The organism is Alloalcanivorax xenomutans (genome assembly GCF_900217905.1).
Lineage (GTDB): Bacteria > Pseudomonadota > Gammaproteobacteria > Pseudomonadales > Alcanivoracaceae > Alloalcanivorax > Alloalcanivorax xenomutans.
Window position 1 is genome coordinate 48559 of the sequence record NZ_OBMO01000022.1, and the last position, 20166, is coordinate 68724.

Below are 20166 nucleotides of genomic sequence, written 5' to 3' on the forward strand. Positions count from 1 at the left end.
CTTGCTCAGGACGTTCCTGAATTCTGTCTGGCCCGAAGCGTTGCCAGTGCCTCCCGGAGTGGGGAGATTTGTTTGCTTCGTGCCACAAAACCTGTCCAGTGCTGTGGCAACCTCGGCAGTAATTGCCGGGCTGCTTGCTCACCGGCAAGGCGTGCGAAACAGCAGGCGCCGGTGCCGGTCATACGGGCGTTGCCCGCTTCTCGCTGGAGCCAGTCCAGGGCTTCCGCTATGGGCGGAAAGTGCCGTTTGGCCACGCTTTCACAGTCGTTTTGCAGACTGTCCAAGGAGCCCCTGTCCAGCGAGGCCGGTACTGTAATGGGGGGTGTGTGCCTTGTCAATTCCTTGTCGCTGAAAATTCGAGCGGTCGGAACGGCAATGCCGGGATGCACCACCAGAAACCATTCCTCGGGCATGAACACCGGGGTCAGGCGCTCGCCGACGCCTTCCGCCCAGGCGCTGTGGCCGGCCACGAACACCGGCACATCGGCACCCAGTTTCAGCCCCAGAGTGATTAATTCCGCCTCTTCCAGGTTCAGATCCCAAAGCAGGTTCAGACCGCACAAGGTGGTGGCCGCGTCGGAGGAGCCGCCGCCGACACCGCCCCCGGCTGGCAGCCGTTTTTGCAAGCGCAGGCGCGCGCCCTGGCGGCAGCCGGTGTGCTCCTGCAGAAGCCGGGCGGCCCGCAGTACCAGATTGTCATCATCGGTGGGCAAATCGGGATCGTCACACTGAAAGTCGAGATGAGAGTGCGGTTCAAAGTGGAGGCGATCGCCATGGTCCAGCATCACGAACAGGGTTTGCAGCTCATGATACCCGTCCGCCCGGCGCCCGGTGATATGCAAAAACAGATTCAGTTTGGCCGGAGCCGGCAAATCGAAGGTGGTCATGGCAGGGGGCGCCAGTCGCGGATCAACAAGGTGAACCGGTTACCGTCCTGCTCCGCCTTGATGCGATGGGGCAGGGTGACCCGGCCCACCGGCTGATAACGGTCGAATTGCAGCTGCCAGCCGAGTTGATTCAGGGTGATCAGATTGCCGGCCTGATCGCGGTCGCTTTGCGCCGGCGCGCCCGGCCAGACCAGACCGCGGCTCCAGTACTCCAGCGCCGAGACCGGCAGCCAGAATCCGGTCAGATGCCAGGCCAGCTCCCCGGGGGTGCGGGCCTGCCATTCGCCCTTGGCGGTGCGCAGGTGGGCCAGTCCCGGGTCCCAGCGCAGTTCAGCGCTGCCGAAACCCAGAGGGCCGGAAAACTGGATCTCCCCCTGGCGTGGCGTCTGATGCCAGTCGAAGGTGGCGGAGCCGCCGTCGGCTTCGGTGCGGTAGCCCAGTTTGCCGGACATGCGCCACTTCAGGATCTGGTCGGGACGGGTGTAATCAGTGCTGACCGGCTGCTGCTGACAGGCGGTCAGCAGCAAGGCCAGTGCCACGGCGGCGACGCGAATCATAATGACACTCCCAGGCGTTGCAGGGTGCCGTGCAGCAGTTCGCTCTCCGGGTCGTCGGCGAGGGCGTCGCGCCAGACCGTGCGGGCTTTGTTGCGCTGACCGAGGTTCCACAATACCTCGCCGAGATGGGCGGCGACCTCGGCGTCCGGAAACTGAGCGTAGGCCCGCTGCAGATACTCCAACGCCTGTTGAGGACGCCCCAGCCGGAACAGTACCCAGCCCATGGAGTCGAGAATAGCGGGATGATCCGGCTCCTGTTCCAGGGCCTGGCGGATCATGTCGTGGGCCTGATTCAGATTGATGCCCAGATCCGCCCAGGTGTAGCCCAGGGCATTGAGGGCATCGGTGTTGTCCGGTCTCAGCGTCAGTACCTTGCGCAGATCACCGGTGGCCTGGTCCCAATCCTTGAGCAAGGTGGCGGTCATGGCGCGGGCGTACAGCAGATCGGGGTCATCGGGTTGCTCGCCGACCGCTTCATCCAGCAGGGCCATGGCTCCGGGCACGTCGCCGGTATCGGTGCGGATTTCCGCCTCGGTGACGTACAGCAGAGAAGTGTGAGCCGGATGCTGTTGCACCAGACTGGTCATCAGGGCGTGGCCCTTGGCGGTCTGGCCGCGCTCGTACATCAGCCGTACCGCCTGGACCCGGGCGGGCAAGGTCTGAGGGCCCTGCACCTGCATATAAAGGTCGATGGCCTGGCTTGGCACGCCCTGCTGTTCCGCCGCCTGAGCCAGCTGCATGCGCACCTCATCCGGGCGGTAGCCCTGATCGAGCAAGGCTTGGAGCCGCTCCTGCGCGACCTCGGCGGCACCGGACTCCAGCGCCATCAGGGCCAGGGAATATTGCAGATCCAGATCGTCGGGGTCCTGAGCGGCGAGAATTTCCAACTGCTCCTCGGCGCGTTCGTGCTCGCCATCGGCCAGCAGCACACGAATATAGGCCAGGCGGTAGCGGCGTTGCTCCGGTGCTTTTTTGACGATCTTGCGCAGATGCCGCTGGGCGCGCTTTTGCCGGCCCATGTCGTGCCAGAGCTGGGCCTTGAGCAGCAGAGCTTCGTCATGATCCGGGTTGCGTTTGAGGGTTTTGTCGGTGGCTTCCATGGCCCCTTTCAGATCACCTTGCTCACGCCGCTCCAGGGCCCGCGCGTACCACAGCGGGGCGTGTTCCGGATAACGGTCGGCCAGGCTGGACAGGGCATGCAGTAATTCCCGGTTGCCTTGCTGGTCCAGGTCCTGAGCCTCCGCCACCAGCGGTATCAAGGCTTCGGTGCCGTGATGGGCCACCAACTGGTCCACATGAGCCGCGGCGGCGTCGCCGTCACCAAGTTGGATGTCGGCCAGGGCGGCCAGGCGCAGCGCGTCAGGGTCTTGGGGGGAATGCCGCAGCCATTGACTGGATAGCAACCGGGCCTGCTCGAAGTGGCCGAGATAGGCGGCCAGTTGGGTGGCCTGGCCAAGCACCCCGGGGTCGCCGGTGCGCTCCGCCACCGGGGCGTAGTAATCCAGGGTCAAATCCAGCGCCTGGCGCTGGGCGGCGGTTTCCGCCACCAGCAGGTCACCGATATCGGTGCCGTTGTACTCGATCGGCCGGTTGGGGGGCGCGGGCTCGGCGGTGGCGGCGGGATCCTCGACCCGGGGGGGCGGGCTGGCGCAACCGCCAAGTAAGAAGCTGGCGATCAGCGGCGGGATCGCGGCATAAAACGGCGAACGTGGTTTCATCGAACTCGCTGTCACGGCACGGGTGAGCGGCTATCATGGCACAGACATTTGCGTCACCCAAGGGGCGGACCGGCAGCGACCCGAAGGCCTCCGGAGCCGTGTTGATGAGGGCACCGGTGAGGCTGGTGGCCGCGGCGCCCGGGTTATAACATTGTTTCCGCGTGCTCTTTCGCGCAAAATGCGTGGCCCTTGCGCGTGTAGCTAACCCAGGCCGGGTCGTCCTTGTTTCTTATGAATCTCTTCGCAGTCGGGGTCAATCACACCACCGCGGACGTGGAGTTGCGCGAGCAACTGGCGTTTTCAGCGGATCAGGCCGACCAGGTACTGGCCGTCTTGCGCGATGAGCTGCCCGGCGTTCGCGAAGCGGCGCTATTGTCCACCTGTAATCGCACCGAACTTTATTGCCTGGTGGACGGCCCCATCCCCGATTTCAGCGACTGGCTGGCCCGTGCCCGGCGCATGCCCTCGCAGCGGCTGCGGGACGTGGTCTACCAGTATCGGGACGAGCAGGCGCTGGAACATATGATGCGCGTGGCCGGCGGGCTCGATTCCCTGGTATTGGGTGAACCTCAGATTCTCGGGCAAATGCGTGAAGCCTACGCCCGTGCTCACGAGGCCGGCCTGCTTAACAGCGATCTGGGACGAGTGTTCCAGGATGTTTTCTCGGTGGCCAAACGTATTCGCACCGAAACCGGTATAGGTGCCAACCCGGTGTCGGTGGCCTACGCCGCGGTTTCCTTCGCCCGGCACATTTTCTCCGACCTGAAGAAGAGCCGGGCCTTGTTGGTCGGCGCCGGGGAAATGATCCAACTGGTGGCCCGGCACCTGCATGAACAGCAGGTGCGGGAGATCGTTATTGCCAACCGGACACTGGACCGGGCCAGTGAGCTGGCAGCCGAGGTGGCCGGGCGCGCCATCGGCCTGGAAGAATTGCCGGTGGCGCTGGAGCACGCGGACATCGTCATTTCCTGCACCGCTTCGCCACTGCCGGTGCTGGGCAAGGGCACGGTGGAACGCGCGCTGAAACGGCGCCGGCACCGCCCCATGTTCATGGTGGACATTGCCGTGCCCCGGGATATCGAACCGGAAGTGGGTAAGTTGGACGACGTCTATTTATATACGGTGGATCACCTTCAGGAAGCCATCGAGGAAAATGTGCGCGCCCGTCAGGAAGCCGCGCGCGAGGCCGGTGAGCTGATCCGAGAGGCGGTGCACCGTCATCGCCGGTCGCGCCGTGAGCAACGCGCCGCGGGTGTGCTGCGGGATTACCGGCAGCAGCGTGTGGCGTTGGCGGACCAGGAACTGGAGCGCGCACTGTCGCAGCTGCAGAACGGCGCGGATCCGGAGGATGTCCTGCGCCGCTTCAAGCACAACCTGGTTAACAAATGGCTGCACCAGCCCAGCGTGTCACTGCGGCGGATGGCCGCCGAAGGTCGTGTGGAGGATCTGCGCACCGCCCGGGAACTGCTGCTCGGCGACGAGCCTGATCAGACCTGACGCCGCGTCGCCCGGTCCCTCTTTTTCAACATCGGAAACCTCTATGAAAGCTTCGCTGAGCGCCAAGCTCGAGAAATTGACGGAACGTTTCGAGGAACTGAGCGGCCTACTGTCCGATCCGGACGTCATTGCCGAGCAGAAACGCTTCCGTGCCTTTTCCAAGGAATACGCGGAGCTGGAACCGGTGGTGCAGGGATTCCGGGAGTACCGCTCCACAGAGGCGGATATGGACGCAGCCCGCGCGCTCGCCGAGGACAGCGATCCGGAAATGCGTGCCATGGGGCAAGAGGAACTGCGCGAGGGGCAGGCGCGTCTGGAGCAACTGGAAAGCGATCTGCAACGGGCCATGCTGCCCAAGGACCCCCGCGATAACGCCGGGGTTTACCTGGAAATCCGCGCCGGTACCGGCGGTGATGAAGCGGCTTTGTTCGCCGGCGATCTGTTCCGCATGTATTCCCGCTACGCCGACCAGCGGGGCTGGAAAGTGGAAACGGTAAGCACCAGTGAAGGCGAACACGGTGGCTATAAGGAAGTGATCGCGAGGGTGATGGGCGACGGCGTCTATTCCCGTCTCAAGTTCGAATCCGGCGCCCATCGGGTACAGCGTGTACCCGCCACCGAATCCCAGGGCCGTATCCACACCTCCGCCTGTACCGTGGCGGTGATGGCGGAGGCCGAGGAGGCCGGTGATATCGAGATCCGCAACGAAGACCTGCGCATCGATACTTATCGTTCCTCCGGCGCCGGCGGCCAGCACGTCAATACCACCGACTCGGCGGTACGCATCACCCACTTGCCCACCGGAGTGGTGGTGGAGTGTCAGGACGAACGCAGCCAGCATAAAAACAAGGCCAAGGCCATGTCCCTGCTGAAAGCTCGTTTGCTGGACGCTCGCGAAAGTGCCGCGCAAGCGGAACAGGCCGCTCAGCGTAAATCCCTGGTAGGCTCCGGTGATCGCTCCGAGCGTATCCGCACCTATAATTTCCCTCAGGGCCGCCTCACCGATCATCGCATCAATCTGACCCTCTACCGCCTCAACGAAATCGTCGCCGGTGACATGGACGAAGTGTTGGACGCTCTGCTCGCCGAACATCAGGCGGAACAGCTGGCGGCGCTGGCGGACGCCGGCGGCGCGGAGTAACCGGTGCGCATCGATCAGGCGTTGCGCGAGGCCCGCTCCCGTTTGCGGTCCTCGCCCAGTGCGGCGCTGGATGCCGAGTGTCTGCTGTCCCATGTGCTGGCCCAATCCCGCACCTATCTGTTCACCTGGCCGGAGCGGACCCTGAGCGAATCCCAGCAACGGCGCTTCCTGGAATTGCTGGGCCGCCGTGAAGCTGGTGAGCCGGTGGCCTATCTGGTCGGCGAGCGGGAGTTCTATGGGCGGCTGTTCAAGGTTACCCCGGATACGCTGATCCCGCGCCCGGATACCGAAACTCTCATCGACATCGTGTTGGAACGGCTGCCGGAATCGCCGTTGCGGGCGGTGGATGTGGGCACCGGCACTGGCGCCATCGGCATTACTCTGGCGCTGGAAAGGCCTGCCTGGTCAGTGTTGCTGGTGGATATCAGCGATGCCGCCCTGCGGGTGGCGAAGGACAATGCCAGGGCTCTGAACGCGGAAGTCGGAGTCGTCGGCGGAACCTGGCTGGCGGCGTTGCCAGGCCCGTTTGAGTTGATCGTATCCAACCCGCCTTATGTCGATCCCGAAGACCCGCATCTGGGGCAAGGCGATGTCCGCCATGAACCGCGTACCGCGCTGGTGGCGGCGGAACGGGGACTGGCGGATATTCGCGTGCTTGCCGATCAGGCCATAACGCGTCTTGTGGAAGGCGGTTGGCTGGTGCTGGAGCATGGTTATGATCAGGGAGAGGCGGTTCGCACCCTTTTGCAGGATCGGGGGTATGGCGAGGTGGAGACGCTCCGCGATCTGGGAGGACAGGATCGCGTTACTTTAGGGCAAAAATAGCGGCGCGGCCCCTGGCCGGAGCCGACGACAGGCGGAGACACCATGTTCAACGACGACCAGTTAATGCGTTACAGCCGCCAACTGCTGCTGGCGGATTTCGATCTGCAGGGTCAGGAAGCGTTGAGCCGCGCCCGGGTGCTGTTGGTGGGGTGCGGCGGTCTGGCCAACCCGGCAGCCCTGTATCTGGCCGGCGCTGGCGTCGGTGGGTTGTTGCTGGTGGACGACGACCACGTGGAAGTCTCCAATCTGCATCGTCAAGTGGCTTTCCGCGCCGATCAGGTCGGGGAGGAAAAAGCCCCGGCCCTGGCGGCGCAATTACGTTCGTTGAACCCCGATGTGCCGGTCACGCCAGTGGTGGCCCGTGTCGACGCTGGCTGGCTCGATCAACAGCTGCCGGAAGTGGACCTGGTGCTGGATTGCACCGACAACTTTGCTACCCGGCAAGCGGTCAACGCCGCCTGCGTGCGTCATCGTAAACCGCTGGTAAGTGGCGCCGCCATTCGTCTGGAAGGGCAAATCGCCGCGTTCGATCTGCGGCAAGCCGGCAGCCCCTGCTACGCTTGTTTGTTTGGTGACGGTACCGAGGGCGATTTGCTGTGCAGTGAGGCGGGAATCCTGGGACCGGTGGTGGGTACCGTGGGCACCCTGCAGGCGCTGCTGGCCATGCATTTGCTTACTGGCCAGCCGGTGGCTCCGCAACTTCACGCCTTCGATGGCCGAGCCCTGAGCTGGCGGCAATTGGCACTGCGCAAGGACCCGCATTGCCCGGTGTGCGGCGATCCCGTCGCCGGGGAAGACGGATGATCAGACTCCGCAGACATGGATTGGCGTTGTATTCGCAGCCAAGGCGACTTCCCACGGCGGGAACTGCAAAGTCACCGTGGGAAGCGGCTTTGGCCGCGAATGGAGGGGATGCTCAACGATTACGGATCAGAGCACCTTGGTCGGAAAGGCGCACAACGGGCTGCCGGAGCAGTTTTCCGGGGTGACGAACAGCAGCCGTTCACCAGTGGGGTCGTTGACCGGATCATTGCTGATGAAGGCCACGAAGCCGAAGAAGTAAATCCCTTCCGCACCCTTGGCGTTGGCATCCGCCACCACCTCCGTGTAAGTGTCCGCCGACTGCATTAGCTCATAGTTGAAAGTGGCCTGGCTGTTTTCATCCTTGATGTAGAGATTGGCGAATTCCGCTGCGCCGTTGGTATTGACGAACGCAAAAGGATAAATCCACAGGTATCCTTGATCGCCTTGTTCGGAGACGGCGGTCAGGAACTCTTCCTCGGTTTCTTCATAGTCGGCTGGCGTCGACCGGTAGCTGTAACGGGCCGTGCCATTGACGGCGCGCTGCCAGAGGTAGCCGGCATTGCCGTTGCCATCCGTGATGGGGCCCAGGAGCAGATAACCGTCCTTTCCTTCTTCATTGGCCGCGTCGATGAGTGCCGAGGCGCTGGTTGCAAGACCCGGCGTCACCTTGGTTTCGTAGGTGGTATTAGTGCCTTGTTGGTGCATGTAGACGGTTTGAATGGTGGTGTCGCCATACAGACTGATATAAGGAGCACTCAGGGCAAAACCCTCTTGTCCCTGAGCATTGGCCTCGGCCACGAACTGGTCCAGCGTGGGTTGTTGCGGATTGATCCGGTACTCATAGGTGGCTTCCTGGTGGCGGCCGAACAGCAGGCCCCCCACATCCACGTCTGAGCCCAGTTTCACTGGTCCCAGGAACACATAACCTTCGGCGCCCATGTTGATGATTTGCGTGTCGGAGAACTGGGTCCCGGGCAGGAATTCGTAATGGTATGTGCCGGCGCCACCATCACCACCGCCGTCACCATCTCCCCCACCATTGTCGCCGCCACCATTGTCACCGCCGCCGCTGCTTCCTCCACCGCCGCCGCAGGCGGCCAGAGTGATGGAAAACAACGTAACGAAAAGAAATGTGAAGATACGTTTGAACATAACAGCGTCCTTGTTCATGCATCGCGTTGGCCACCCCTGTCGTCAGACCAGGGGTGGAAGGTAAAGAAACAGTAATAAACGATGCTTCCCGATCCGGCGCTCCCGGGGAGGGTCGGTCGAACAGCGATCCGTCAGAATTGGCAATCAGTCGTCGTTTTTGCCGATGGAAGTCATGTCATCCTTGGTGTCCTGGACCGCCTGGCCAGTGTCTTGCACGGACTTAACCGTGCCTTGCACGGCATTGGTGGCCTTGTCGGACGTTTCCTGCACCTTGTTGATGGCGTTGGAAGTCTTGTCCAGGGCGTCGTTCATCTTGTCGAGGAAGCCGGCCTGAGCATTCACGGACAAAGCCAGTGCGCAGGCGGTGGAGGAGGCGATAACCAGGGCTCTAAGCGTCATTGTCGGTCTCCGTACGGTTAACCTTCGTTCATTGAAGAGGTCCGGAGTGGTCATGTTCTCCGGACAACTGGAAAAAATAGGCATCGACGTGGAGAACCCATACCGGTTCCGACGCCGGGTGTCGTAAAATGGGGACAATACGCTGGGTTGCTTTGCCGTGGCTCTCGGGGAAGGGAACACTCCCATCAATGTGTTCCCTGCGCAGCTTTCAGTGTGTTGTCTCCCGGGTAAATGAAAGCTATCGCCGGTGCCCGGTCTGAACCACCCTACCGTGGTAGGGTTTTCAGCCGTCGCCAATGGCCTAGGATGGAACGGCGAATGAATGAGGAAGCAGGGCTTCACGGGAAACCGGAAGAAGGGAAGGGAAACACCGGGTACGCCCTGGTGGTGGATGACCACCCTTTGGTGATGCGCGGTGTCGCGGAATATCTGATCTCACACTGCGGCTATCGTTCCGTGCACAGCGTCGCGGATGGTGATGCCTGCATGGCATTTATCGCCGATAACGGAGCGCCCAATCTGGTCATTATTGATTTCTGGCTTGCCGATGGCGCCGCGCCGCCTCTGGTGAAAGCATTATCAGATCATTGTCCCGCAACCCGTCTATTGGTCATGAGTGGTGATGATGGGGTCGGTATCGACGCTCAGGCACGGGACGCCGGCGCTCACGGTTTCATCCAGAAGAATGAATCGCCGGAGACCTTTGCCCGGGCGGTGGCGGCGTTGCGCCGGGGGAAAACCTGGTTCGCGGATGCGGACCCGGCGTCGGCGGCAATACTCCGGTCCCGTCGTGAACTGCTGATCAGTCCGGCGGATCTGGGATTGACCCGGCGCCAGGGCGAGGTGTTGGCGATGATGCTTAAGGGACTGCCTAATAAACGGATTGCCATGGCGCTCAATGTCACCGAGCAAACGGTGAAGGAACATGTGTCGTCCATCCTGCAGAAACTCGGCGCCAGTAATCGGGTGGAAGCGATCGCATTGCTGCACGGTCGACGCTTGCGGCTATGAACGCCCGGCCCGCCAGAGGTAACACCGTGGCACCTTCCATGGCCAGTTTGAGCGCCGATGGTCGCGCCCGCTTGTTGGACATTACTCGTGTCAGGCTGTTTTACAGCGCTTCGGTAACGCCATTCGCGGGCATGGCCTTTATCATTTGGTTTTATCTTCTCGGGCAGGACATTTCCTGGTTGCTTGTGGAGCTGGCCGCGTACTTGCTGGGTGTCTGGCTGCTGTTCGTTTTGCGTCGGCGTTACCTGGCGGATAGGGCGTCTCTTGATAGCGAGAAGGTGCTGGAAAAATGGCTGCCGGTGGTCAAGCGCATCGCTGTTCTGCATGGCTTCGGACTGGCCTTGGTGGTGTTCCTGACGGCGGGAAAGGTGACGTTTGAGTTTGCCGCCGTGCTGCACATAACCTTCGCCGGTACCATCGCCGCCAACGCAACGCATCAGACCCCGGTGTGGGGGGTGTTCCTGCGGTTTTTCCTGTGTTGCTGGGTGCCGGTGGTTTTAATGATGCCCTGGACGGTTCCCGAGCACTGGCATTTCGTTTTGCCTATGGCGGTGCTGTTCGGTATCGCCATGTACCGTCACGGGGTGACCTCCCACCGTTTTTTCGTGCAACAGATCAAACTGGAAGAAGACAGTGCCGCCCTGGCGAAGCGTTTTCGCGACGCCAAGGAACAAGCGGAGCAGGCCCTGCAGGACAAGAACCGGTTTCTTACCACCGCCAGTCATGATTTGCGCCAACCAGTGCATGCCATGGGGTTTCTGATTCAGGCCATTGCACATCGCAATCGCGATGAAACGCTCAGGGAACCGATTCGGGATTTGCAACAGAGCGTGCGTTCGGTGGATCTGATGTTCAATTCGCTGCTGGACCTTTCGAAAATGGAAACCGGCGCGGTTACCGCGCAACGCACACCGGTATTGTTGGACGCCATCGTCGAGGACGTGGCGACCACGTTTCGCGAGGAAGCCAACAGCCGTGGCCTGGATCTGCGTATTCGCATCGCCCGCAGAGAGGCGGTGGTTCTGGGCGACGCCAGTCTGATTCGCCGCTGTTTGATCAATCTTACCCACAATGCTTTGCGTTATACCCCCCAAGGTGGTGTGCTGCTGTCGGTACGCCACCGTCAGGGGAGCTGGCTGCTGGAAGTATGGGATACCGGAATCGGTGTGGCGCTGGAGGAACAAAAGAATATTTACACGCAGTTCTATCGCAATGCTTATTCCTGGGGAATCGACAGCGCCGGCCACGGCCTCGGACTGGCGATGGTGGCACGCAGTGCAAAAATAATGGGTGCCGGCTACGGTCTGAATTCCGTGGAAGGGCGAGGATCCCGATTCTGGTTGTCATTGCCAGAGATGAAGCAAATGAAAACCGGTCATATGGTATCGGGCAATGCCATGCGTTCGTCATTGACCCGACTCGTGCCACTAACGGGGAGTTGCCTGGTCATCGACGACGATCCGCTGGTCACCAAAGCCTGGCAGAGCCTGATGGAAGCCTGGGGCGTGGAGGTTCGCTGTGCCGCGTCCGGTGCCGAGGCGTTTGAGTTGTTGCGTGGCGGCTTTCAACCTCAGGCCATTCTTTGTGACCAAAGATTGCGCTCCGGAGAAAGTGGTTTCGAAGTTTTTCAGGCGCTGCTGGAAGCGTGCCCGGAATCCGGTGGGGCCATGGTCAGCGGTGAATTTCACTCTCCCGTGCTGGAGCAGGCGGAACGGGACGGCTATCTTGTGTTGCGTAAACCTCTACAACCGCCGCAACTGCACGCCGTGTTGTCGCAATGGCTCGAACCGGCGGAGGCGGCCACCGAAAGTGATCGCTCCGAGTCAGCCGGATAGGGCCACCACCTGATGATTGAGCCGGGTGATTTGCCGTGCCATATCGGTCATCAACCTCTGAATCAGGGTGGGATGGGCCCGGATCAGGTGATGGAACTGGCTACCGGGCACCCGCACCGCGGAACAGCGGGTGAGCGCCCGTACCGTGGCGCTGCGCGAGGAGCCGGTAAGCACGGCGATGGCGCCCAGTACCTCGCCCTCGCCAACCCGGCCCACGGCCACATTATCCACCAGCACATCCGCTTCACCTTCGAATAAGTGATAGACGTCAGTGGCATGCTCCCCCTGACGGATCAGTACCTCTCCGGGTTGAAAGTAGACGAAGGCGGAGTGGGCGTGGTGGTCTTCTCCGACTCTGGCCGCCAGCATGTGCAGCAGAAGACGTTCCCTCAGATCCCGCAGGCGCTCCCATAAAGCCGCGAGATGGGGCTCTTTTCGCAACCTCTGAAGCACGATCTTCCAGGGATAGGCGGCCAGCAGCACGGCGCTATCCGCCTTGTAGCTCAGTCCCGAATCCCGTGGCAGCACGTCTCCTTCATCACACAGGAACAGGGGGCTTTCGCCGTGACGGGCCACCACCATGCCACCACGTACCACATGCAAACATTCTTCGTGGAGCGGAACCTTGTCCGCCGGAGGTTGAGGGCGAGGGCTGGCCAGATCCGCCAGAGCCACGGTCAGTTCACTGCCCAGTCGCTTGTAGTCCCGTGCCAGCGCGGCAAAGCCGGGAAGAGGGTCGCCAAGTGTCATCATGGTGTTCTTTCGTCCACGGTAGCCGAAAAGTAACCTGTAGTTGATCAAGCAGGGGTCGTGCCATTCCCGAATGCCCTTAATCATCGCCTCTGAGCGTTATGGGTAGACGTGAACGCAGGCACAATACTGTGCAAAGTGACAAAAAAAGTCAGGGAGGAGTGCCGTGGGATACCGGATCCGCATGATGACAGTGGTGTTACTGGCGACCCTGGGCCTGCTGGGACTGGGGTTGATTGCGGTGGGGATGATAACAATGGGGGATTGTCCGTCCCGCTCCGATTGTCTGGCCTGGCGCATGCTGGGCGTCGTTATCTGGCTGCCCACGTCACTGGTGCTGTTGGGCACCGCGCTGTGGCTCTGGCGCTGGCCCTCCTGGTGGGCGCTGACGCCGCTATTGTTGCCGCTGTTGCTGATTGGTGTCTTTATAGCGGGCTGATCCGTCACCGGCGCGGTGAAGCCATCCGCCGCAACGTGTCGTCATGGTCGATGAAATGATGCCAAAGGGCACCGGCCACATGGATGCCCACCAGGGCTAAAAGCACATACCACAGCAGGTCCTTGTGCAACCAGGCCAGTATTTCGGCTATTTGGGCGTTGGGCGTCAGTAGTTGAGGCATGGGACCAAGCCCGAAAATCATGGTGCCTTTGCCAGCGAACTGACGCATCAGAAAGCCCGCTATGGGCATGGCGATCACGAATAGGTAGAGCCCAAGGTGCACCAGTTGGGACAGCCCGCGCTGCCAAGGCGCACCAATAAACGGTGGTGTGGGATGGCGGACCCGCAGGTACAGCCGGAAAAGCATCAGGATCAGCACGGTGACGCCAAAGGAAATATGCAGCATTACCCAGCGGTCGCGCCATGGTGCCCCCTTCTCCACAAACTCGTGCAACTCCACCGAGGCCCAAGTCATCACCAGAAGAATGGCGACCAGCCAGTGCACCCCTTTGAGGGTGCGGTGCCAACCGGTACTCGTTGCCATGCTCGTCTCCCGTACGGATAAAACAGGAGTGTCTTTTGAATCCAACAAGGGGGGTTTGATTTATATCAATGAATCCTATATCACCGGGGCTATGCCATGGAGTTGATCATGTATAAAAGCCGTGTCGATAACCCTCTCACCGTACATCTCGGGCATGAGGAGCTGGTGATCCGCCGCCGTTATGAAACGCTCAGTATCGCCAATGATTTCCTCATCGCCATTTGGTTTCTACTGGGCAGTATCTTTTTTCTATACCCCAGCATGGAAACGCCGGCAGCGTGGTTGTTCGTGGTGGGTAGCTTCCAGTTCTTGATCCGGCCCACGATCCGTTTGTGCGGGCATATTCACTTGAAACGTTTGCCGGGCAATCAATGGGAGGAATGAGATGCGGATCCGGCCGGGGCACAGTGTGCAAAGATAGAGCCGGGGGCAAAAGTTTGTAACCTCATATTGTCTGGTCTTGGCATGGCCATGGTTTTGTAGAATCGTCAGAAACGATCCCCCTTGGGGCCGCACTCTCCAAGCCGGCGGGAAGTGCCCGGGTCAGGTACGATGGAGGCAGTACAGGGAACCGAGAGCCAGGGAGCAAGGATGTGATGGAAAGAATCCGACTTCTTTTCCTGTTAATAGTGTTTTTGAGCGCTTCCGTTCAGGCCACCCGGCCACCTCCTCATGGTGGTGAGTGGCCGGTTTGTGACCGGCTGGAGATGAGCTTTTTTATTGTTGCTTCACTGCGCTATGAAGACGGCCAGTCGCTGAATTGGGTATTGGAGGAGTTGGAGAAAGAGAATACGGAAACGCCCGTGGAGAAGGCGCTATTCGAAAAGATGGTCCGTCGGGTCTATGAATTGCCCGACAATCCGGAAGACCTGGCCGAAGAGGGCCAAGAGGTGGCCGTGGAGGATCTTGTCGGTGATATCCTGGACGAATGCGGCGAGCAATTCCCGTAACACCTGAAGAGACCAGGCAAAGAACCTGAAGGGCGGAAATGGAATGACCACAAAGGGTGAGGATGCCATGAGCCCGAACCGTATACCCCGCTGGCCGCTTGCATCAATGGTATTCATGGCACTGGCTGGCGCGCTGGCGGGTGGGGCCGTGATGGCTTTCGTGGCGATGCTGCTGGGAGTTCTGAGCGGGTCCTGGATCGCGGCGGGCATCTTGTTCGCGGTGTTGGGTACCCTCGGAGCACTGACCGGCTTCGCCATTGTTCTATTGGTGCTGATCCGGGACCGGGTGACGGCCAGCGAACAACGGATCCGGGCATTGCTGGCGTCGGCTGATGGGGCGCCTTCGTCTCGCGCCGCATTGCCATCAGCGGCGGCGCCGGCACCGACGTCCGTGGAAACGCCAGTGCCTCGTCCGCCAGAATCACCGCCGCCACGGCAGCCACCAAGGCAATCGCAACCGGAGCCGCCGCCCGGACCGCCGCTTGCCCCGCCAGAGCCGTCCCTGTTTTCACGGGGCTTTCAGCGCATTGGTGCCTGGCTGAAAGGCGGCAATACCATTGCCCGCGTGGGCGTTCTGGTGCTGTTTATCGGCGCGGCGCTGTTGGCTAAGTACGCGGCGGAGAGCGGTTTGTTTCCGCTGGAGGTCCGGCTGGCGGCGGTGGCGGTACTGGGGATGGCGTTATTGGGGCTGGGCTGGCGGCTGCGCATCCGGCATGTGGGCTATGCGCTGATTCTGCAGGGTGGCGGCGTGGCGATACTGTATCTGACCCTGTACGCCGCTTTCCGCCTGTTCTCGGTGATCCCGTCCGGGCTCGCGTTTTCTCTAATGGTGGTGGTGGCGTTGGCCGCTGCGGTACTGGCGGTGGCGCAGAATGCGCTGATTCTGGCGGTAATCGGCTTTGCCGGCGGTTTCCTGGCGCCGCTGCTGACATCCAGCGGCGCAGGCAGCCATATCTCTCTGTTCAGCTATTACACCGTGCTCAATCTGGGTGTTTTCCTGGTGGCCTGGTTCCGGGCCTGGCGTCAGCTCAATCTGCTCGGCTTCCTTTTCACGTTCGGCATCAGTGCTCTGTGGCGTGGAGGGGGCTATTCGCGGGAGCACCTGATCAGCACGGATCTGTTTCTGGGCCTTTTCTTCTTGATGTATGTGGCGGTGTCCCTGTTGTTTGCCCGGCGCCAGGCGAAGGCCGATCTGGGGTATGTCTCGGGGACGCTGGTGTTCGGGTTGCCGGTGGTCACTTTCGGTCTGCACGCTTCCCTGGTCTCGCATCTGTCCTACGCCTTGGCCTGGAGCGCCTTGGCTTTCGCGCTGTTTTACCTGGGGCTGGCACTGATTCTGTTTTATCGGCGCCGATCGGAATGGCGCCTGCTGGCCGAGGCCTTTGCGGCTCTGGGGGTGATATTCGGCAGTCTGACGGTGCCCCTGGCGCTGTCCGGAAGTGCCACCGCGGCGATCTGGGCCGTGGAGGGCGCTGGGCTGTTGTGGCTCGGAGTGCGTCAGAAGCGAAAACTGGCGCGGGCTTTCGGGGTGCTGTTGCAAGTGCTGGCGGCGGGGCAGCTGATGATCGCCATGCCGGATTACCTGCAACCGACCATGCCGCTCTTCAACGGAGTCTTCATGGCGGCGTTCGGATTGGCGGTGGCCGGATATGCGAGCGGCGTGTTTCTGTCCCGGCTGGGCGCGGCGCGGGCCTCCTACGAACGAGGGAGCGCCCAAATCCTGTTGGCGTGGACGGTGTTCTGGGCTTTGTTTGCCGGTGGCGTGGAAGTGGGCGAGTACGCTCCCTTCCATAGCGAGGCGGGCTGGTTACTGCTGGTGCCAACCCTGATCATCCTATTGCTGACCTGGGCCGGACGGTGGCTGGCCTGGGAAACCAGCATTCGCGTCGCGCCTTTGCTGGGCGCGGGTTTCGTCGCCATTGCCAGCCTGACGTTGTTGACCCTGCCTCATCCACTGGCGGACGGTGCTCTGTGGGGCTGGCCGGCGCTGTGGCTGGTGTATTACCACACACTGTGGCTGCGGGACCGCAGAGAGGAAACGCTGCTGGCCGCGATGACCCCCTGGCTGCACGCCCTGGGACTATGGAGTCTGGCACTGGTGCTGTTGCCCGAGTTGTCGTGGCGGATCGGCAATGTGCTTGATGGCGTCTGGCCGGTGCTCACCTGGGGCCTGGTGCCAGCGGCGTTCATCACTCTGTGTGCCCGCTCTCCGGGTGTCTGGCCCTGGCGGCGGCATGCGCCGACGTACCGCTGGCCAGGGGCGCTGCCCCTGGCGGCTCTGGCCGTGGGTTGGCTGATCTGGATCAATCTGTCTCACGACGGTGCTCCGTCGCCGTTGCCGTATTGGCCGTTACTTAATCCTCTGGATATCAGTGTGGCGCTGACCATGCTGGCCATTATCGGTTGGTGGCGGGAGACGCCCCGGCCGTATCCGGTACCCGCTGTATCGATGCTGGCGGCACTGGTTTTCCTGTGGTTGAGCGCCGCCCTGGTGCGTGCTCTGCATTACGGCGTGGGTACCCCGCTTGATGCCGCCGGAATAGTGCATTCGGTGACGGTGCAAATGGCCTTGTCCCTGTTCTGGGCGCTTTTGGGGCTGGCCGCCATGATCACCGCCACCCGCAAAGGATGGCGCCCCGTGTGGATTCTGGGCGTGGCCCTGTTGGGCGTGGTGGTGGTGAAACTGTTTCTCATCGATATGGCGGGCACGGAAACCCTGGCCCGTATCGTCTCGTTCCTGGGCGTCGGGCTGATACTGCTGGTTGTCGGCTATTTCTCGCCATTGCCGCCCCGGGGAAAGGAGTGTTCCTGATGCGTCTCTGGATTCTGCCTTGTTTCATCGCCGCGCTCGGTTACGGTTCCGCTACCCTGGCGGCGCCGCTACCGGATGATTTCGCCGAGGGCATTCCGATCACGCCGGTGGGGGAAGGGCGGGCCTATCAGTTGTCCTTGCCGGAACAGGTTTATCAGGTCAGCACCCGGGCCGATCTCGGTGATGTCAGGGTCTTCAATCGTGACGGCGGTGTGGTGCAGCACGCTTTCTGTGAGATCGAGGATCAGACCGAGCAAAACACCGTGGCGCATCCGGCGGCGTTGTACGGCCTGCCACCGGGGCGCCGCCCGGCCGAGCATCTGGGCGGTCAACTGGCCATCGACACCGCCGATGGGCTGAGCATGCGCTGGCAGCGGTCGGAGCCGGAGGAGGGCGCATCGGCGGAGGCCGGTGCCTTTGAATACATTGTGGATGCGCGTGGGGTGGAACAGGCCATCTCCGGAATTCGACTGGACTGGCGCTGGCGCTCCCCGGAAGGACGGCAGGAACTGCCGATTCGCATCGCCGCCAGCGACGATCTGGATCAATGGAGAACCGTCGTCACGCGAACCACATTGTTGCGGCTGGACGGGGAGGCGCTGGAGACCGTTGCCGTGGCGTTGCCGGAGCATCGCTACCGGTTTCTGCGCCTGATCCCCGAGGATGAGCGGGCCCGGGACTGGTTACACGGCGCACAGATTCTGACCACGCGCACCGAGGTGGAATCCGTTCCCCTGATATGGGCGGAGACGGAACGGAGCGCGGGCGATGCCCTTGATGGCCGGTTCCACAGTTCCCGCCCCGCGCCAGCGCGGCAATGGCGATTGACCCTGCCGGGGCCGAATCGGGTTCTCGAGGTGCGGTTGAGTTCCCGTGCCGACGAAACAGCCGTCTGGCGGCAACGTTTTCAGGGCCCGGTCACCTCGGGTCCGGAGACCGGTGCTACCGAAGCTCGGCACATGACCCCGACGAGTGACGGGCTATGGCGTCTGGAAGTGTTGTCCGGTGGGGAAGTGTTGTCCGGACAGCCCCCCGCGTTGCAACTGGGGTACCCGCCGATCAGGCTGGGCTTCCTGGCCCAGGGGGAAGGGCCCTTCCTACTGGCCTATGGCAGCCGCCGGGCCGCGCCCGCCCAGGTGCTGGATTGCGCTGCTCTGGGGGATGAACCCGCGGCCGCGCGGGCGGAACTGAAGCAACGGCGCGAGTTGGGGGGCGACGCGGCTTTGCGGGCTCCGCCGAAGCAAACCCCGATACGGCGGATGGTATTGTGGGGGATTCTGATCCTGGGCGCGGTCCTGGTTGTCGCCATGGCGGTGGGTTTGCTGCGCAAGCTGGAGAACCGCTGATTGGCGGTGGACCGCGACGGGGCGCACCGGCCGACCTCCACCGTACCCGGTCAATAATTGAAATATACCGGGAAGGGGGCGTCTGCTTTTCGCCAGATGCCGTTCAGGTCTCCGTCGTGATCCACCTCCAGCAAAAATTCTGCTTTACCATCCGGCCGGGTCAGTCTCGTTGCAACGGGCGGTGGGCCCACAGGAAGAGTCAGTGATCCAGGGAAACCGGAAGGTGGTCTCCAGATCGGGGGGCGTGGCGGTGATCGCCGCCACCGACAGCCGGGTTGGCCAGGGGCTGGGGGGCTGCGCTTGCACGGTGGCGGACACCACGGACAGCGCGGCAAGTACGAAGGCGCCCGCCATACCCAAGCAACAGGAACGATACTCCTGTCTAGCAGCAGGAGAGGGCTTCGACTCCAAGGGTATATAGCCCCTCCTGCCAGCTTTCGTCCGAAGAGCGAATGATGAGTTCATAGTCTCCCGGTGCCCTTAAAAAGACGTCGAGGTGCGCGTCGGTGTCGTCACCGCTGTCGATGGCTTCGTAGTGGCTGCCATGGTCGACCAGCAGATAAGCGCTGAAATCGTCGGAGCCGAAGCGAATCCGGTATTGTCCGATCTTGTCGACGTGCAAGGTGTGTTTTGCATCGAGCCCTCGCAGCCAGTCCTTGATGGTAACCCCGGGCACCAGAGGGGCGATGCTCTGAAGCTCGGTGGTCTTGACGCTCACTGTGTACTGTCCCAGAGAGCGTGGGGAATTCCCACCCACGGCCAGTAGATAAGAGCCTTCCCTTTCGATTTTCTGGCTCAGATGGGCATGGTAGCTGTGCAGAGCCGTGTCGCTTTGGCCGTTTTTTTCGTGCTGTAACAGGGTTCCGTCGGGAGCGAACAGGGAAAGATAGCTGTTGAGCCCGCCGGTGACGTCGAACCTGGCCACCTGGTTGGCCGCCAGCTCAACCCGGTAGAGATGATAACGACTGCCGTCGTTGAAGTTCATGGGTGCTTCGGCCGTCAACCTGTCTCCGGTCTCGTCGTCGGGCTCCAATGGCCGGGGCGTGGCCTCGGATGCCCTGGCCTGGAGAGCGGCGAATAGCAGAATCAGGCTGAAAAGCGCCATCAGCCGGCGTTTCCCGCCGGTTACCGAAAGACAGGGTGGTGATGAGAGTGTCATGGGGTCATCCCGAGGCAGTGGCTTGGATAGCGCTCTTTGGAGGATCAGCGCCGGCGTTTTTTAGCAGACTCCTGCAAAAAGGCATCGAGACTCCGAACATGACTTTGCAGCTTGCCGTCGTCGATAACGCGGTGAACCAGCCAGAGTATTGCCGTGACGACCGGGAGTGGCCAGGCGATGAATAGATCCAGACCCTCGAGGGACGTGTCGGTATACAGCGCGAAGCTGATGACAACGATTGCGGTTGTAACCATCCCCTAAAATCGGTGAATGCGTAATTAGAGTTCTCCGACCTACAATGAGGCAAACGGAGAACGACATGAAGAAATCGCGGTACAGC

20 protein-coding genes are annotated in these 20166 nt (G+C 61.7%); 11 read left to right on the top strand and 9 right to left on the bottom strand.

Translation table 11 applies throughout. The annotated features are described in order from the left end of the window. Positions 1-5: 5 nt before the first annotated feature. Genes ispE through CRO06_RS16640 form a run of 3 tightly spaced genes read right to left on the bottom strand, consistent with a single transcriptional unit; the run spans position 6 to position 3162 of the window. On the bottom strand, positions 6-887 hold the full coding sequence (gene ispE, locus CRO06_RS16630) for a 4-(cytidine 5'-diphospho)-2-C-methyl-D-erythritol kinase (protein ID WP_022996310.1): 882 nt from the start codon (positions 885-887) through the stop codon (positions 6-8). Further along, positions 884-1444, bottom strand: coding sequence for a lipoprotein insertase outer membrane protein LolB (gene lolB, locus CRO06_RS16635; protein WP_097058911.1), 561 nt, complete (start codon positions 1442-1444; stop codon positions 884-886). The genes ispE and lolB overlap by 4 nt, the downstream gene beginning before the upstream one ends. Then, the gene (locus CRO06_RS16640) at positions 1441-3162 is read right to left on the bottom strand and encodes a tetratricopeptide repeat protein (protein WP_097058912.1); all 1722 of its coding nucleotides are present in this window, start codon (positions 3160-3162) and stop codon (positions 1441-1443) included. Before CRO06_RS16640 ends, lolB begins: the two co-directional genes overlap by 4 nt. A gap of 231 nt (positions 3163-3393) precedes the next feature. On the opposite strand from CRO06_RS16640, the gene hemA reads away from it, so the two are divergent. The 4 genes from hemA to CRO06_RS16660 are packed head-to-tail and all read left to right on the top strand — an operon-like array spanning position 3394 to position 7429. Beyond that, complete coding sequence (hemA, locus tag CRO06_RS16645; protein ID WP_097058913.1) at positions 3394-4659, top strand: glutamyl-tRNA reductase; 1266 nt, start codon at positions 3394-3396, stop codon at positions 4657-4659. 43 nt (positions 4660-4702) lie between these two features. Further along, on the top strand, positions 4703-5800 hold the full coding sequence (prfA, locus tag CRO06_RS16650) for a peptide chain release factor 1 (RefSeq protein WP_097058914.1): 1098 nt from the start codon (positions 4703-4705) through the stop codon (positions 5798-5800). A 3-nt stretch (positions 5801-5803) separates the two neighbouring features. Beyond that, positions 5804-6625 (top strand): peptide chain release factor N(5)-glutamine methyltransferase, encoded by an 822-nt coding sequence (gene prmC, locus CRO06_RS16655; RefSeq protein WP_097058915.1) that lies wholly within the window; start codon positions 5804-5806, stop codon positions 6623-6625. A gap of 42 nt (positions 6626-6667) precedes the next feature. Next, entirely contained in the window at positions 6668-7429 is a 762-nt protein-coding gene (locus CRO06_RS16660) for a HesA/MoeB/ThiF family protein (RefSeq protein ID WP_097058916.1), read from the top strand. 126 nt (positions 7430-7555) lie between these two features. Here the strand turns inward: CRO06_RS16660 and CRO06_RS16665 are convergent, their stop codons facing one another. Together CRO06_RS16665 and CRO06_RS16675 are read right to left on the bottom strand one after the other, a co-directional pair. After that, positions 7556-8581, bottom strand: a complete 1026-nt coding sequence (locus CRO06_RS16665) for a hypothetical protein (RefSeq protein WP_022996304.1) — start codon at positions 8579-8581, stop codon at positions 7556-7558. Between the two features lie 144 nt (positions 8582-8725). Continuing rightward, positions 8726-8980 carry a hypothetical protein gene (locus CRO06_RS16675; protein WP_022996303.1) on the bottom strand — a complete coding sequence of 85 codons (255 nt, stop codon included), beginning with the start codon at positions 8978-8980 and terminating at the stop codon, positions 8726-8728. A 318-nt stretch (positions 8981-9298) separates the two neighbouring features. Between CRO06_RS16675 and CRO06_RS16680 the strand changes: the two genes are divergently transcribed. After that, positions 9299-9991, top strand: coding sequence for a response regulator transcription factor (locus CRO06_RS16680; protein WP_022996302.1), 693 nt, complete (start codon positions 9299-9301; stop codon positions 9989-9991). A 38-nt stretch (positions 9992-10029) separates the two neighbouring features. Continuing rightward, entirely contained in the window at positions 10030-11826 is a 1797-nt protein-coding gene (locus CRO06_RS16685) for a hybrid sensor histidine kinase/response regulator (protein ID WP_031228655.1), read from the top strand. Here CRO06_RS16685 and CRO06_RS16690 read toward each other — a convergent pair. After that, positions 11815-12579 carry a Crp/Fnr family transcriptional regulator gene (locus tag CRO06_RS16690; RefSeq protein WP_022996300.1) on the bottom strand — a complete coding sequence of 255 codons (765 nt, stop codon included), beginning with the start codon at positions 12577-12579 and terminating at the stop codon, positions 11815-11817. The two genes, CRO06_RS16685 and CRO06_RS16690, sit on opposite strands and share 12 nt — an antisense overlap. Before the next feature lie 163 nt (positions 12580-12742). On the opposite strand from CRO06_RS16690, the gene CRO06_RS16695 reads away from it, so the two are divergent. After that, entirely contained in the window at positions 12743-13015 is a 273-nt protein-coding gene (locus CRO06_RS16695; RefSeq protein WP_026948566.1) for a hypothetical protein, read from the top strand. Positions 13016-13019: 4 nt separating this feature from the next. On the opposite strand, the gene CRO06_RS16700 is transcribed toward CRO06_RS16695, so the two are convergent. Continuing rightward, positions 13020-13559, bottom strand: coding sequence for a cytochrome b (locus CRO06_RS16700; protein ID WP_097058917.1), 540 nt, complete (start codon positions 13557-13559; stop codon positions 13020-13022). Between the two features lie 108 nt (positions 13560-13667). Here CRO06_RS16700 and CRO06_RS16705 point away from each other — a divergent pair, with 108 nt between their 5' ends. The 4 genes from CRO06_RS16705 (at position 13668) to CRO06_RS16720 (ending at position 18667) form a co-directional block, all read left to right on the top strand. Next, on the top strand, positions 13668-13943 hold the full coding sequence (locus CRO06_RS16705) for a YrhK family protein (protein ID WP_022996297.1): 276 nt from the start codon (positions 13668-13670) through the stop codon (positions 13941-13943). A gap of 212 nt (positions 13944-14155) precedes the next feature. Further along, a complete protein-coding gene (locus tag CRO06_RS16710; RefSeq protein ID WP_031228653.1) occupies positions 14156-14509 on the top strand; it encodes a hypothetical protein in 354 nt (117 codons plus the stop codon). Positions 14510-14552: 43 nt separating this feature from the next. After that, positions 14553-17321, top strand: a complete 2769-nt coding sequence (locus tag CRO06_RS16715) for a DUF2339 domain-containing protein (protein WP_097058918.1) — start codon at positions 14553-14555, stop codon at positions 17319-17321. Next, the gene (locus tag CRO06_RS16720; protein WP_097058919.1) at positions 17321-18667 is read left to right on the top strand and encodes a DUF3999 domain-containing protein; all 1347 of its coding nucleotides are present in this window, start codon (positions 17321-17323) and stop codon (positions 18665-18667) included. The genes CRO06_RS16715 and CRO06_RS16720 overlap by 1 nt, the downstream gene beginning before the upstream one ends. A gap of 144 nt (positions 18668-18811) precedes the next feature. On the opposite strand, the gene CRO06_RS20085 is transcribed toward CRO06_RS16720, so the two are convergent. Both CRO06_RS20085 and CRO06_RS16730 read right to left on the bottom strand, forming a co-directional pair. Beyond that, entirely contained in the window at positions 18812-19021 is a 210-nt protein-coding gene (locus tag CRO06_RS20085) for a hypothetical protein (RefSeq protein ID WP_022996293.1), read from the bottom strand. A 28-nt stretch (positions 19022-19049) separates the two neighbouring features. Beyond that, the gene (locus tag CRO06_RS16730; RefSeq protein WP_097058920.1) at positions 19050-19772 is read right to left on the bottom strand and encodes a hypothetical protein; all 723 of its coding nucleotides are present in this window, start codon (positions 19770-19772) and stop codon (positions 19050-19052) included. Positions 19773-20166 lie beyond the last annotated feature (394 nt).